The sequence below is a fragment of the Longibacter salinarum genome (genome assembly GCF_002554795.1).
In the GTDB taxonomy this organism is placed as follows: domain Bacteria; phylum Bacteroidota; class Rhodothermia; order Rhodothermales; family Salinibacteraceae; genus Longibacter; species Longibacter salinarum.
The window spans coordinates 1-13,656 of sequence record NZ_PDEQ01000013.1 but is presented as its reverse complement, the minus strand read 5'-3'; the positions used below and the strand labels follow the sequence as shown (position 1 = coordinate 13,656).

The 13,656-nt window shown below is 59.9% G+C and carries 13 protein-coding genes; 1 reads left to right on the top strand and 12 read right to left on the bottom strand.

Annotated elements, in window-relative coordinates; genetic code table 11:
- Positions 1 to 575 precede the first annotated feature (575 nt).
- From CRI94_RS17085 to CRI94_RS17060, 6 genes are all read right to left on the bottom strand, one after another.
- Positions 576 to 2,012 carry an alpha-amylase family glycosyl hydrolase gene (locus tag CRI94_RS17085; RefSeq protein WP_245846241.1) on the bottom strand — a complete coding sequence of 479 codons (1,437 nt, stop codon included), beginning with the start codon at positions 2,010 to 2,012 and terminating at the stop codon, positions 576 to 578.
- A 478-nt stretch (positions 2,013 to 2,490) separates the two neighbouring features.
- The gene (locus CRI94_RS17080) at positions 2,491 to 3,993 is read right to left on the bottom strand and encodes a TrkH family potassium uptake protein (protein WP_098079137.1); all 1,503 of its coding nucleotides are present in this window, start codon (positions 3,991 to 3,993) and stop codon (positions 2,491 to 2,493) included.
- 51 nt (positions 3,994 to 4,044) lie between these two features.
- On the bottom strand, positions 4,045 to 5,394 hold the full coding sequence (gene trkA, locus CRI94_RS17075) for a Trk system potassium transporter TrkA (protein WP_098079133.1): 1,350 nt from the start codon (positions 5,392 to 5,394) through the stop codon (positions 4,045 to 4,047).
- Positions 5,395 to 5,543: 149 nt separating this feature from the next.
- Positions 5,544 to 6,233, bottom strand: coding sequence for a potassium channel family protein (locus CRI94_RS17070; protein WP_098079129.1), 690 nt, complete (start codon positions 6,231 to 6,233; stop codon positions 5,544 to 5,546).
- Between the two features lie 117 nt (positions 6,234 to 6,350).
- Entirely contained in the window at positions 6,351 to 7,928 is a 1,578-nt protein-coding gene (locus CRI94_RS17065; RefSeq protein ID WP_098079203.1) for a TrkH family potassium uptake protein, read from the bottom strand.
- Positions 7,929 to 8,157: 229 nt separating this feature from the next.
- Positions 8,158 to 8,517 carry a hypothetical protein gene (locus CRI94_RS17060; protein ID WP_098079125.1) on the bottom strand — a complete coding sequence of 120 codons (360 nt, stop codon included), beginning with the start codon at positions 8,515 to 8,517 and terminating at the stop codon, positions 8,158 to 8,160.
- Between the two features lie 400 nt (positions 8,518 to 8,917).
- Here CRI94_RS17060 and CRI94_RS17055 point away from each other — a divergent pair, with 400 nt between their 5' ends.
- Positions 8,918 to 9,274: a hypothetical protein gene (locus CRI94_RS17055; protein ID WP_098079122.1), complete on the top strand. Its 357-nt coding sequence runs from the start codon at positions 8,918 to 8,920 to the stop codon at positions 9,272 to 9,274.
- 119 nt (positions 9,275 to 9,393) lie between these two features.
- Here CRI94_RS17055 and CRI94_RS17050 read toward each other — a convergent pair whose 3' ends face one another.
- The 6 genes from CRI94_RS17050 to CRI94_RS17025 form a co-directional block, all read right to left on the bottom strand.
- Positions 9,394 to 9,768 (bottom strand): hypothetical protein, encoded by a 375-nt coding sequence (locus CRI94_RS17050; RefSeq protein ID WP_098079119.1) that lies wholly within the window; start codon positions 9,766 to 9,768, stop codon positions 9,394 to 9,396.
- Positions 9,769 to 9,986: 218 nt separating this feature from the next.
- Positions 9,987 to 10,493, bottom strand: coding sequence for a GNAT family N-acetyltransferase (locus tag CRI94_RS17045; RefSeq protein ID WP_179862384.1), 507 nt, complete (start codon positions 10,491 to 10,493; stop codon positions 9,987 to 9,989).
- 182 nt (positions 10,494 to 10,675) lie between these two features.
- Positions 10,676 to 11,086 (bottom strand): hypothetical protein, encoded by a 411-nt coding sequence (locus CRI94_RS17040; RefSeq protein ID WP_098079114.1) that lies wholly within the window; start codon positions 11,084 to 11,086, stop codon positions 10,676 to 10,678.
- 122 nt (positions 11,087 to 11,208) lie between these two features.
- Complete coding sequence (locus CRI94_RS17035; RefSeq protein ID WP_098079112.1) at positions 11,209 to 11,793, bottom strand: hypothetical protein; 585 nt, start codon at positions 11,791 to 11,793, stop codon at positions 11,209 to 11,211.
- Between the two features lie 431 nt (positions 11,794 to 12,224).
- Positions 12,225 to 12,419, bottom strand: a complete 195-nt coding sequence (locus CRI94_RS17030; RefSeq protein WP_098079109.1) for a hypothetical protein — start codon at positions 12,417 to 12,419, stop codon at positions 12,225 to 12,227.
- Between the two features lie 2 nt (positions 12,420 to 12,421).
- Positions 12,422 to 12,835, bottom strand: coding sequence for a carboxymuconolactone decarboxylase family protein (locus CRI94_RS17025; RefSeq protein ID WP_179862383.1), 414 nt, complete (start codon positions 12,833 to 12,835; stop codon positions 12,422 to 12,424).
- Between the last annotated feature and the right edge of the window lie 821 nt (positions 12,836 to 13,656).

Here is a 13,656-nt window from a genome sequence, read left to right as displayed (position 1 = left end):
TCCAAAGATACGGACCTCCCGACGGTCGGTCCTCGTGACGCTCGCAACACGATGCCTGGTTGATCTCGCGCATCGTGCCGAATACGTCGGTGCCAACGGATGAGCGCCAGGCGTGTGAATAGGCATTTACCCGCTGCGCTATCTTCGTTTTGACAGATCCGCCAAACAGGTCATCAACGTTTGAAATCGAATCTGACCTGCAACATAAAGTCTACCGGACGGCAGTGCCAATGCGCACCGTTTCTCTTGCGTAACGATGTCGCGTGTGGGTATGAGTTCAGCGTTCAGGGTTCAGCGTTCAGGGTTCAGCGTTCAAACGCGAGCAACCGTCGCACGGCCGTGCGACGGTTGCGTTTTGTTTGTGTCGCGGCATGCCTCTGACCATACGGCGCTTCTGGGAAGCGGCGCTGGTTCAGGATTCACGGTGCGGAGTTCGCGCTTTTGACGCATTGTGGCCGCGGGGGAAAACGAAAAGCGTCCCGCCCCGGATATGCGGGACAGGACGCTTGGTTGAATCGGTAACAGCGGTTGCTCCTTCATGGGCGAGACCCCACTCGCACAACGTGCGCTCGGGCTTACTCGCCAACGCGGAGGATGTGGTAGCCGAACGGCTCAAGCGTCAGATCCGGACCCGAGACAGAATCGTCCGTCATCACATCGACCAGCGTCTGCTCGGCGTACTCGGACGGAAGACTCAGAGCGGCCTCCTCGTCTCGCACATTCACAACCACGAGGAGCTCCTCGCCGTCAGCCGTTCTGGAGAACATCACAGCGTCCTCTGCATCCGGCGTCAGAATCTCGAATTCGCCATTCTTAAGCGCGGTTGACGAGCTGTAGAACTGAAGGTACTCGGTGTAGAAGGTGCGGAGTTCACTCTGCTGGGACCAGTCATACGGCGTGGCCTCGAAGAACGACACCGTGTCTTCAATTCCAAGCTCCTGGCCGTTGTACACGAGCGGCACGCCCGGAATGGTCGTCGCCAGAACAAACGCGGCCTCCGAACCTTCTTTTCCGTCGAACACGTCGGTCGGCGGTGCATCCCATGCGGTCTCGTCGTGGTTCGTTGTAAACCGGAGGCGTTTCGACGGGCCCGGCAGATCTTCGAGCGTGGTATCGACCTGCGTGAGAAGCTCCGAGGCGGGCGCATCTTCTTCCCAGACGCGCTTGATGGTACCATAGAATGGCCATGCATACGTGAGGTCGAAGCCGACGCTATGCATTTCCGGCTCGGCAGCTTCCGCCAGCATGAGGACGGGACGGACGGTCTCCAGCGTATCGATGGCGGCGTTCCAGAAGTTCAGGGGCACCTGATGGGCCACGTCACAGCGGAAGCCGTCGATGTTGTACTCCTCGACCCAGAATTTCATGGCGTCGATCATCTTCGCCCGCATCTCCTGGTTCTCGAAGTTCAGATCGACGACATCGGTCCAGTCGGTGGTGTCACCGTCCAACAGCGGATACGTGAAGCGGCCATCGACCGGGCCTTCCGTGTAGTATTCGGGGTGATCTTCGATCCACGGGTGATCCCACGCGGTGTGGTTCGCAACCCAGTCGATGATGATGTACATGTCGCGCTCATGCACCTCCTCTACGAGCGTGCGAAAGCCTTCGTCGCCACCGTACTGCGGATTCGCGGCCTTGTAGTCCTTCACCGCGTACGGGGAGCCAAGATCACCGATGTCGGTCTTGGCGCGCTTCTCGCCGACCGGGTGGATGGGCATCAGCCAGATCGTGTTGACGCCCATGGCCTTGAGGGAGTCCAGCCGATTCACGACGCCCTGGAACGTCCCTTCCTGCGAGAAGTCCGGGACGAAAATTTCGTACATGACGACATCATTGACCCAATCGGGCTCGCCGACGCCAGCATCGGCGGTAATGTCCAGGGGCGTAGAGGCCGCTTGATCGGCCGGAGCCTGCGCGTCCTGCTCGGCACAACCGGCCACCAGGAGCGCGGTCATGACGACAGCAACCGCTGCAGACACGAGGCGATGAAGTGCAAAAGATCGAATCACGTTTACGTCGAGGTCGGGTGGCGGAGAGGGCACGATGATGCTGAAAGGGACCCGGCGCGCGGTCCCCAGTCGCTGACGATTGTCAGTATAGGATGCAGAACGGACTCTGTCTACTCGCCCCCGCCTCAATCCACAGGCAATCGATACACTTCCTGCTCGGGGGCGAAGTTCAGGGTTCAGAGTTCAGGGTTCAGAGTTCAGGGTTCACCGGGTACGGCTCATCGTCCCGTTGACGCCAGGGATTGAGATGGTTGGTGGTATATGGTTGGTGGTTTATGGGAGTGGAACCAACCGTTCCGGGCACACCTGCACGCCCGTTCACCAATCCAATCCGCAATCGACAAAGTTCACCGCCGGACGGCAAGCGGGTCAATCGTTCATCGCTAATCGTTGATGGGATTGGAAATAACCGTTCTGAACAGACCTGAACGCCCGTTCATCAATCCAATCCACAATCCACCATTCACAATCAACAATCTTACCGCCTCCAGAACGTCGGCGCGAAGAGGATCAGGATGGTGTAGATTTCCAGTCGCCCGGCCACCATCAGAAAAGACAGCACCCACTTGCCGAGCGCCGGGACGTGCGCGTAGTTTTCCGTCGGCCCCATCGTCCCGAACGCGGGCCCGATGTTGCCGATGCACGACAGCGCCGCCCCGAACGCACTCATCAGGTCGAGCCCGAGCGCGGCCATCACCAGCGTCCCGGCAAACAGCAGACCGAGGTACAGCACAATAAAGGAGAGCACGTTCCCCATGACGTCCTTCGGCACCACCGAGTTGTTCAGGCGAATCGGGAGAATGGCCTGCGGGTGCACGAGCTGTTTGACCTCCTTAAGCGAGTTTTTGACCAGGAGGACGTGCCGCACGACCTTGACGCCGCCCCCGGTTGAGCCCGCCATCCCGCCGATGAAGAACAGCAGGAAGATCGTTCCGACGGCGAGCGAAGGCCAGATCTCGTAGTCCGCCGTCCCGAAGCCCGTTGTCGTGATGATCGCGACGGACTGGAAGGATGCGTACCGAATGGCCTCCCCGAGCGTGGAGTAGACCGTCCCGATCGCGTCCGCTGCAAACCACCCCGCCGTCGGCGACCAGGTGGCCATCGCGATCAGCGTCGTAGCCGCCAGCGTAATTCCGGCATAGACGTGAAGCTCCTCGTCTTTGAAGACGGTAATCGCCTTACCGCGCAGCATGCGGAAGTGCAGGGCGAAGTTCATGCCCGCCAGAAACATGAACAGCGTGATCACACCATCGATGTACGCGGAGTCGTACTGACCGACCGATCCGTTCTCCGTCGAGAACCCACCCGTTGCCATCGTAGCAAAGGCGTGGTTCACGGCATCGAACAGGCTCATTGCCGGCAGGAGCGCGAGGATTTCGACCACGGTGATGCCAACGTAGATGAGCCAGAGGCGGCGGGCCGTCTCGCGAACACGCGGCGTCAGCTTGTCGGCCGACGGGCCCGGCACCTCGGCCTTGAAGAGCTGCATGCCCCCGACGCCCAGGATCGGCAGGATGGCGAGCGTAAGAACGATAATGCCCATGCCTCCGAGCCAGTGGGCGAGGCTCCGCCAGAACAGAAAGGCGTTCGGCATGGACTCGATGGACGGCGTTCCGCTTCCGCCGAAGATCGTGGCTCCCGTCGTCGTGAAGCCACTCATCGTTTCGAAAAAGGCGTTGGTGTACGAATCGAGCACCCCGCCGAGCACGAACGGAAGCGCGCCGATGAGCGAAAGCACGATCCAGGACAGAGCGACAATGGCGAAGCCCTCGCGAGCGCCCACATCCTCGCGTCCGGGCGTCCCGAGCGTGTACCACGAGACCCCGCCGATCGTGACGGCGATCGCAGCGCTGACGAGAAAACTCCAGGCAGCCGGCTCATTGTACAGCCCACCCACAAGGGCCGGCATCAGCAGCGCAACAGACAAAAAGAGGAGCAGCCCACCGAGCGTACGGGCGACGACGTTCCAGTTGAGGACCACGGGGAGGCGAACAGTCAGTGAGGTGAGAGCAATGGACGACCGGTGGCGCAATTACGCACCGAAGAGTTTCTCTGCAGCGTCAACGTTTTGCGGCAGGACAAACACGATCGCCGTATCTCCCGGCTGGATGTGCGTGTCGCCCGTCGCGATCTCCGTCCGATCCGAGTGCTCCACGGCGCTGATAATGATGCCGCGCGGGACGTCGAGGTCGCGGAGCGCTTTCTTCGTCGCCTTCGAACCTTTTTCGGCTTTGATCTCGAGCACTTCCGCGTCCAGCCCATGCACGGTGGCGACACTGAGGACGTGCTTCCCGCGCAGGTATCGACGGATCTCCCGCGACACCGCGAGCTTCTTGCTCACGGCCGCATCCAGCCCGATGGCCTGACTGATCGGAATGTACGCGACCTTCGACAGCAATCCGACCGTCTTGTAGACGCCGAGGTGTTTCGCCATCAGGCACGCCACAAGATTCGACTCTTCGTCGTCAGCAACAGCCACGCAGGCATCCATTTCGCCGAGTCCCTCCCGGACCAGCAGATCCATATCGGTCGGATCCCCCTGAAGGACCAGCACATCCGTGAGACGCTCCGCCAGGCGTTCCGCCGTCTCCTTGTTCGGCTCAATCAGTTTAATCCGCATGCCGCCGTGGTTCGACAGACGATCGGCCACGCCAGCGCCGACGCGCGACCCGCCCAGGATCATGACGTTCTTCATGCTGATGTCCCCCTTGCCCATCATCCGCGCAACCGGGGTGACGTACTTGGGTCGCGTCAACACGAACACCTGATCGTTCGCGCGAAGCACTTCGTCTCCGCCCGGCAGAACGGTATGCAGGCCACGGACGATCGCCTGCACGCGAAAGTCAATTTTCGGGTGGTTGACGACGACGTCGCGCAGCTTTTCACCCACCACGGGCGCCTCCTTGTCCAGCCGCATTCCGACCAGGTTGAGGTGGCCATCACAGAACGTCAGGAGATCCGTCGCACCCGCCCGCTGAATGAGCCGCGACACTTCGGCCGCCGCGCTCTCCTCCGGATGAATGACGACATCAATGCCAAAGTCCTCTGCCTCCAGCACGGAATGAGTGCGCGCCAACTCGTCCGAGCGCGTCCGGGCGACGGTTGTGGGAACGCCCAGACGGTCGGCCATCATGCAGGCGATCAGGTTCACCTCGTCAATGGCCGTGACCGCGATCAGCATGTCTGCATCGCGAATCCCCGCTTCTTCCAGCACCATCGCGGAGGTCCCGTTCCCCTGGATCGTCAACACGTCGAGTTTCTCGCGAACCCGCTGCAGCACATCGTTCTCAACGTCGATGACGGTGACGTCGTGCTGCTCAAGGGCGAGGAGATGGGCAACGTCGAAGCCGACTTCGCCGGCACCTACAACGATGGTTCGCATGGACGTTCGGGGGAGTCTAGCAGAGAAACCGCAACGGACGGGGACAATCCGCTACGAAGAAAAACGACAATGGATCGAAACGCCAACGGACGCCGCGTATTAGCGTTCAATCTTTGCCCGACGGAAGGGGTATGTTAAGATCAGCTTTCTTACGACTCCTCCAGGCGCTCTCGAATTTCCTCATCCGCCATGTTGGCCAGCTCTTCGAGACGGTCCTCCGTTCCCGCCAGCAATAGCGTGTCCGTTGCGTCGAGCGGCTCGTCCGGATCGGGGGGGACCGACACCTCGTCCGTCTCGGTGTCGTGAACGGCGATCACGGTGAGATGGAAGCGGTTGCGGACGCCGATCTCGCGGAGGGTTTTGCCTCGCCACTCGTCCAGCACGACCATCTCCTGCACCGACAGGTCGCCGGCCATCCGGACGTAGTTGAGCACACCGTATTCCGAGATGCGACTGGCAAGATTGAAGGCCGATTCGCGCTCGGGAAAGATCGTTTCGGAGACGCCAAGTGCCTTCATGATGCGGGCATGGTCCGCGGAGATAACCTTCACGTAGATGTCGTCCACCCCCAGATCCTTCAGGGCGAGCACCGACAGCATCGACGCCGTCATATCGTCGCCTGTGCTCACGATCGCCGTGTCGGCGTCCTCCGCGCCGGCCTGCCGGAGCACCTCCAGTTGCTGGGCATCGCCGACGGCCGGACGAGACGCATGGGAGGCGATCCGGTCCACGGCGTCCTCGTTGATATCGATCGCAATGACGTCATGGCCCCGCTGATACAGGGCCTCCGCTACCCCGGAACCAAAGTTTCCGAGTCCGACGATGACGAATCGTTTCATGAGAGAATGGTGTGCGGTCGTAGAAATATTAGTGTCGATACTAAAAAGGTGCCCTCGATGGGTATCGGGCTTACGCGCAGGGCCGTGCGTCCAGTCGATACAGGTGAGCCTGCCAGCTTAACCAATCGCCACGTCCTCGTGGGCGTATCGGAAGTTGCCGACGATCGTCTTCCGCGGTCGCGCCATTGCAGCAGCCAGCGTGAGGGGGCCCACACGTCCAATGAACATGAGCACAATGGTCGTCCACCGGCCCGGAGTGGTCAGTGCATCCGTCACACCCATCGACAAGCCGACGGTATTGAAGGCGCTCACGGCTTCAAACATCACGGCGAGGAACGTACCGTGAGACACGTCTTCTCCCACCCCTTTCATTTCAAAGATGGTAAGCATAAAAATGCTCAGGGCCAGCACGGCCAACCCAATCACAAACATCCCAACGGCCTTCTGGACGGTTTCCGAAGGAATGGACCGGTTCGACACACTGACCGTCATGTGTCCTCGCAGGCGCGCCCAGGCAACCAGGAAAAGCACGGCGAACGTCGTGGTCTTCAGTCCTCCGGCTGTCGACCCCGGCGATCCACCAATCGCCATGAAAATAATCGTCAGAAAGTTGGTGTGTGCCCGGGCGTCGCTGTAGTCGATGGTGTTGAACCCGGCTGTTCGCGTCGTTACGCTTGCGAAGAGACCGTTCGTGACGCGGGCCCACGACGGCATGTTTGCCAGCGTGTTATTCCACTCGAAAAAGGTAAACAGAATCCAGCCTCCGACGATGAGCACGAGGGACGTGCCGAGGACAATCTGCGAATGAATCGAGAGGCGAAACCGACCGCCCTCAGGACGTTTTCCTCGTTTCCATAGATACAGTTCCTCCAGCGTCAAGAAGCCGATCCCCCCCACGACGATCAGGAGAGACACGACGAGGATCAGCGGGACGTTCAGTTGAAAGCCCATCAGGGACGTGGTGAACGTCGAAAATCCGGCGTTGCAGAAGGCACTGATGGAGTGAAAGATCGACGGCCACAGGGCTCCGCCCCAGCCAAGCTCCGGGACCCAGGCGGCGTAGAGGCCAAGCGCGCCAATGGCTTCGATCCCGAACGTAAACCGGAAGACCGCGCGGGTTAGATCGCGATAGTCGATGGAGCGAACGATACTCGACGGGCCGGTCGCGAGCGTTTCGTGGCGAAGCGACAGCCGTTGTCCGAGTGCAACGATGATAATCGACGTAAAAGAAATGATCCCCAACCCACCCAGCTGGATGAGCAGCAGAATGTACGCCTGGCCCCACGTCGTGAAGTAGGTCGCCGTGTCAACCACGATGAGGCCGGTGACGCAGACGGCACTCGTCGCCGTAAAGATCGCATCGAGCCACGAGAGACCGGGCCCGGTGTAGAGTCCCGGGAGATACATAAAGCCCGCAGCCCCGAGAAAAATCAGCAAGAGGAACGAGCCGACGAAGAGCTGGGGCGGTGTGACCGCGCGCCATCGGTCGCGAATCTTTTTCTTCCAATCGCGCTGCCGGTCCGACTCCGGGACCGACCGGTCAAATGATGTCGTTGCTGCCGGTGCAGAATCCAGCCCCCAGACGGATTTTCCATCACCCTTTGACGATGACGATGGACTTTCGTCCTCCGGGGACGCCTCGCCGGAGCTGAAATGCGGCGTATCGGCATCCTCTTCCAGTGGGGCGTCGGACATGCTGTTGTCGGAGAGCGGGCGGGGAATGAATCCAGAGGACAAAATCCGACGCATCCAACGTTTCGCATCCGAAACGTTTCCGCATGCCGCGATCCACCAGGCTACCGTCCATTACCTCGACGACCCAAATGTACGGCCCCGTGGGAAGTGATCCGCCGTGCTGCTCAGTCGCGTGCCCGGCGAGCTATGGCCGGCCGGGCTTGTCCCATATTCATCACCAAGGCGGGCTCTACAGTACGTCGGGCGGCGCTCCCGATGCTCCTCCGTCCCCCGACGGCGGTTCCGGTGTGGTTGCGCGAGAACGAACCTGGCGACGAATGGCACGCGGAAAACCGACGCGAATAGCCTGGGCAAGCATGTGCGGCGACGGCGCGAACGCATGCCAGCGTGCTCCATGAGCCCGCGCGACGTAATAGGTAGGCTGGCTTCCCCGGGCCTCCGTGCTCACCGTCCATCGATGCAGGGGCACGCCGCCCCGACCGCCGGTATCGACATCTCGGATGGCATCAGTAATGAGCCACTGATGATCGTCCGATCCTTCGATCAGACCCGTAAATGTAATCGCTTGTCGCGTCGTGGATCGAGGCATTTCACAGTCAGGCTAGAGTGAGAGCAGGGCATCCGATCGACGCGCAAATCTCCTCTCGTGGGGCAGACCTAGCGTGAACTACCGGTATCCGATACACGTCGGCTGCATACATGCGTTCTCCGACCAACGGTAACAAATCGGCCAAACAGGTCAAATCCGGGATATCTGGATAACCGCCAGCTAACTTCTGGATGCATTGGACGCTGCCATTCCTCCCATCGAGATTCCGGCCCCGCGAAGTCGTTTCCCTCTGCCCGTTCTAAAGTGATCGGCGCGTAAACGGATCGGCCCCGCGAATCCGGCGTCAAAATAAAAATTACTTCGGGATCCAGCGAACGCATTGCTTGCCCGTGCGTGATACGAACGTTCCTGATTCCGACTCTTCCTGCCGCACGTTCGCATGATTGAACTTACCATCCGCAACATCAAAGAGATCGCAAACCGTCACTCCGGTCATGTGTCCGTGTCGGCCGGGCAATCGATGGGCGTTGACATCAGCGGGCGCGTTCGCAACGAGATCGCGAAACGATTGAAGGAGAGCCTGAACGCCAGTGATATTGATGCGGACGTGACGCCGAGCGGACCGAACCGGATCAAGATCGACCTTAAGGATACGAGCCGGGCTGCACGCAAGCAGGGAATCATGACCTGGCTGTTCAGCAAAATCTTTTCCGGGACCGTGGAAAAGAAAATTGCGGAAGACCTACAGAAACAGCTCAAACGAAGCGGTATCAAGGTCAAAACCAACATCGACTAGGTCCGGCTAGCTGATATTGAGTATCTCCGGAGAAGCCGCGACATGATGTCGCGTCAGGGCACCATCTGGTCTTCTCCGCCGCTCCGGTCGCCAAGCACAGCGGACACGCAGCACGAAAGCTACCGCCGTACCCGAGACTCACCACCGGACTCTCGGGACGACGGTTGCCCGGGACGATCGCTCCGCTGGCCGTGCGCCGACTCTCGTGCACCTGTGTCTCGATCGTCGGTTTTTAGCTTACGGATCAACCAGACGGTGTAGGCACTGGAAATGAGGACAAACAGGCCCACCGTCACATACGCGCCGTACACAGCGTACTTGCCACCAATCATAAGGAGGACGGCGGCCGGCATCACGATGGGTAGCACCACAACGTAATACCGGAGCAACCCGTCCGTCGACCGCAGCACAGGCGGAACGTACGATCGCCAGCCATCGGTGAAGAACGACTTCTGCTGCGCGTCAGTGGAGGACGAAGCCGGTGAGCCAGACATATGCAGGAATGACGAAGAAAAGCATAAAACGGATCTATGCAGACTCATGGATCAACATTCCTGCCATGAACGATGGTGATTTCATAAAAGAAACGAGCCGATAACAGGGCCGGCTGCTGCGCTATGTACGGCGAAAGCATGTATCTTTTCTTACATGCTGGCCGAATCGCCACAGGGACCTGTAGACGCATATCGGTACGAAATCACCCACCCGTTTGTCATTCTTCTACCTGCAGGGTGTAGCGAACGACCAGGTCGTCCTCTCCCCACTTCGGATGTTCGTGCACTTCCTCGTCTCCCTCGCTGAACCCGAGCTTCTGAAGGACACGTCGTGAGGCCGGATTATCAGCGAGCGGGCGCGCGTAGAACCGCCGGATTCCGACATGCTGAATGACCCACTGGATGATCTGCCGAACCCCTTCCGTCGCATAGCCCCGTCCCCAGAACGGGCGACCAATCCAGTAGCCAATCTCGGCTTCCGTGTCCGTCACGTTCACCAGCCCCGCGACGCCCACGACCGTATCTCCGTCTTTGATGACGAAGGCATATTCGTCGCCGGCCTCATGACGCGGACGGATGTGCGAAATCCAGGTTCGCGCCCCGTTCTCCGGATAGGGATCGGGCAAATTGGTGGTCGCGACGACGTCGGGATGCGATGCCAGGAACTGGACTGCGTCTGCGTGCTCCAGGGTGACAGGCTCAATGGAAACGGCACGATCAGACATGTGCGCGGGGATGTTCTTTTCCGTCGGACAACGAAGCATGTGTCGGAATTCCTACGCGGTCACCGTACCGAATTTGATTGCCCTCCACCTCCCGTGCTCGAAACGTCGACGCCCTTCGCACGGGCTGATGGATGCGCATCGGAGACGCGTCATGTACCGAATCAGTCCCGCCAAACCTGACGCTACGTCGCAGGTGGCCTCATCGTGAAGCGAGCCCACTGGCCGTTTTCATCCGTGCATCGGCCGGCAAATCCGTCGGGAATCTCTTCCGTGCGTCCCAATCGGCACGTCAGCATCACGTTCTCCTCCGGCTCGGGAAAGCGAAAAGCAAGCGTGTCGCCCTGCAGCTCGGGTTGCTGTGCGCGGACCACGTTCCCATTCGGACCGATCACGTCAATCATGAGCCCGCCGTCCTGCGTGGCCACGTTGTACGCCACCGACGTCTGCATCTCCGGATGGTTCATCGGGGTGAGCGCGCCGGTCCATTTTCCTTCCGGTACATCGGGCGACGAGGAGCAGCCGGTTACGGCAAGAAGACCCGGAATCAGCAACAGGAGAACAACGGCGGGACGAATATGAGGCACAGCAATCATCGAATAGCGGGAGATTGGAAAAATGGTCTCCTATTGTACGAAGCGCCGGACTGCCCTGCACATCTTCGATCAAAAAAAGTCTGGATTCAAGGTGCGCCGCCTACATGGGTTGAACCCTACGCTTACAGCCGGTCACGCATGCCCCGCGCGAGGTCCCGCGCCAGATTAACAGCATTGCGGAGCACATACAGCCCTTCCGGGTCCTCGAGATCGGACGCTGCGGCATCCCGAGGGGATCCAGGTCGATCGCCGGTCATGCCGGTGCGTCCCCCGTTGGACCGCCGCCGTCCCGGACCGGGGCGGCGGTACTCGTCGGCGCCGACCTCACTCGTTCCCGGCTCGGCGACGTTCGGTCGTTGGGCACCCGTGGCCTCGTTGCCCGATTCGTCCCCGGGAGAATCTCCCGACAGCGAGACCCCGCCGACGTCCGTGCCCGCAACGGAACCCGAGCGATCCTCACCTCCCGGCTCCATGGCAGAGATTCGTCGCGCGAGCGCATCGTCGACTCCTGGATGCTGTTCGGCCCAATCCCAGATTTCGGCGCTAAGTTCATCGATTCCGCGAGATACGACATCATCGGTTGATGGCGCAGGAACAGGAACGCTCCTGCGTGCCTCCTCCGGTAGTTCTTCCTCCTCCAGAAGTTGCGAAAACGCGATCACCGTCTCTTCCTCGTGACTGAGCGGTGGAGGGGATTGTTGTGGCATAGCTGGCGTGGATCAACTCGAAAGAGTACGTGCGGTGCTTCGATCCGACATCGGCAAACAACAGTTGCTCACGAACCGAAGCACGGAATCGGATGCAAGAACGGCATGCGTTCTGGCGATCACCTCTCAACCGCGCTTACGGAAGTCCCGACCGATGGATTCGAGGAGTGGAAGCCATCTTGCCGTCAACAGGTTACGACCTTGATAACCTGTTCGGCAGATCAATCGATATCCAAAATGAGCGAAGAGAGGGCGGCGATATGGACCGGTTCGAACCTGCAGTGCGAGCAATCATGTAGACGCGCGGCTGGACGTAATCGAGACGGGCGAGAAGCTACCGACCTCCATTGGAGCCGTCCAAACATAACGCGTCCCGACCGTGTTCTCAGCCGGGACGCAGAATCACATCTGGGAATGAACGTGTGGCGCATCTACTCGACAGATTGCTCGGCCGTTAATTGGCGGTCGTAGCTGTCGAGCAGGTCGCGAAGCTGCTTGCGAGCATCTTCTGGTAACTCTCCCTCGCCTCCGTCCGCCGCCCATCGCGCCGCCGCGATGAGCGTACTCAGCTCGTAGGCGTGAAGGGTTACACAGAATACGGTCGGTCGGACTCGTTCGAGTTGCATCCTTAGACGTGGGCGGGCTCTTGAGACGTTTTCTCGACGTGCTTCGCGATCTGCTCGAGTTCGCGTTCGAACTCATCAAAATCGATGCGCATACCGTTCAGGTAAGCACTCCATCCGAGCGAACTCTTGGCATAGTGTACGGCCTCCTGAATCTCCTCATCCGTGGCTCCGAAGAGCTTGGCGGCCTCGGTATGATACAGCGTGCAGTACGTGCACTTCGTCTCGGAATGCAGCGCGACTCCCATGAGTTGTTTGTACTTCTGCGGGATGAGCGTCTCACCCAGCTCGAAGTCTTTGAACAGGGTCCACTCCCGGTCCAGATACTTGTCCGGGATGCGGTCGAAAAAGGACGGGACGAGACCGAGATCTTCCTTCATTTCCTTCTCGATCTCTCGGCGTGAGCGTTGGCTTGGCATGTCAGTCCGTGATACCTGGTGAATGGACGTACGATCATGCCGAGACGCCGGACGGGACACACGGCCCCCCGGCAGGTATGACACCATCAGAACCTGTTTGACGGACAGCCTTCGGCAATCCCACGGTACGGACCTCCCGAGGGTCGGCCCTCTCGACGCTCGCAGTACACGGCTTGGTTGATCTTGCGCACCGTAGCTCCTGCATCATCGAGAAAGGATCACCGCGACACCTATGAACAAGGCATGCGCAACGGGCCTTGCTTTTCGCGACCCGTCCGCCGAACAGGTTATCAACCTAGCGCGAAACGTCCGTTGTCCGGCGTCACTTTTTCGCACGACGCCCATCAGGCAACGTTGCAGGTCTTCGCCCTTCGGCCGACACTCGTTCGTCTAACCTTCAGGCGACTCGCGACCCGAAAAATTTCGATCATCTAAGACCCATCAAACGAGCTCGTGGGAGCCCTCACAGACGTCTTCCCGATCCTGTCGATGTAGCTGGACCGGCCCTCTCACTCCGATCCACGTCTCACCTCATCCGACACAAATACTGACCAGGACCTCGGCTCCGCCTCATCCCCCTTTCCCCCATTCCCCATACCTCAAATCGGGTCTATCCCCACTCGCGTGGGGTCTGCGCGAAGTCGAACTGCGAAGGGCGAAATGCGAAGGGGTTCATAGAAAGAAAACGGACTACGCCGACCCGAGAAAAGACTCGAGCAAAATGGCGCCCTCAGTCACGCTAAAGACGGGACAACGTCCCCCCTCATCCGACACAAACATTGACCAAGACCTCGGCTCCTCCTCATCCCCCTTTCCCCCAT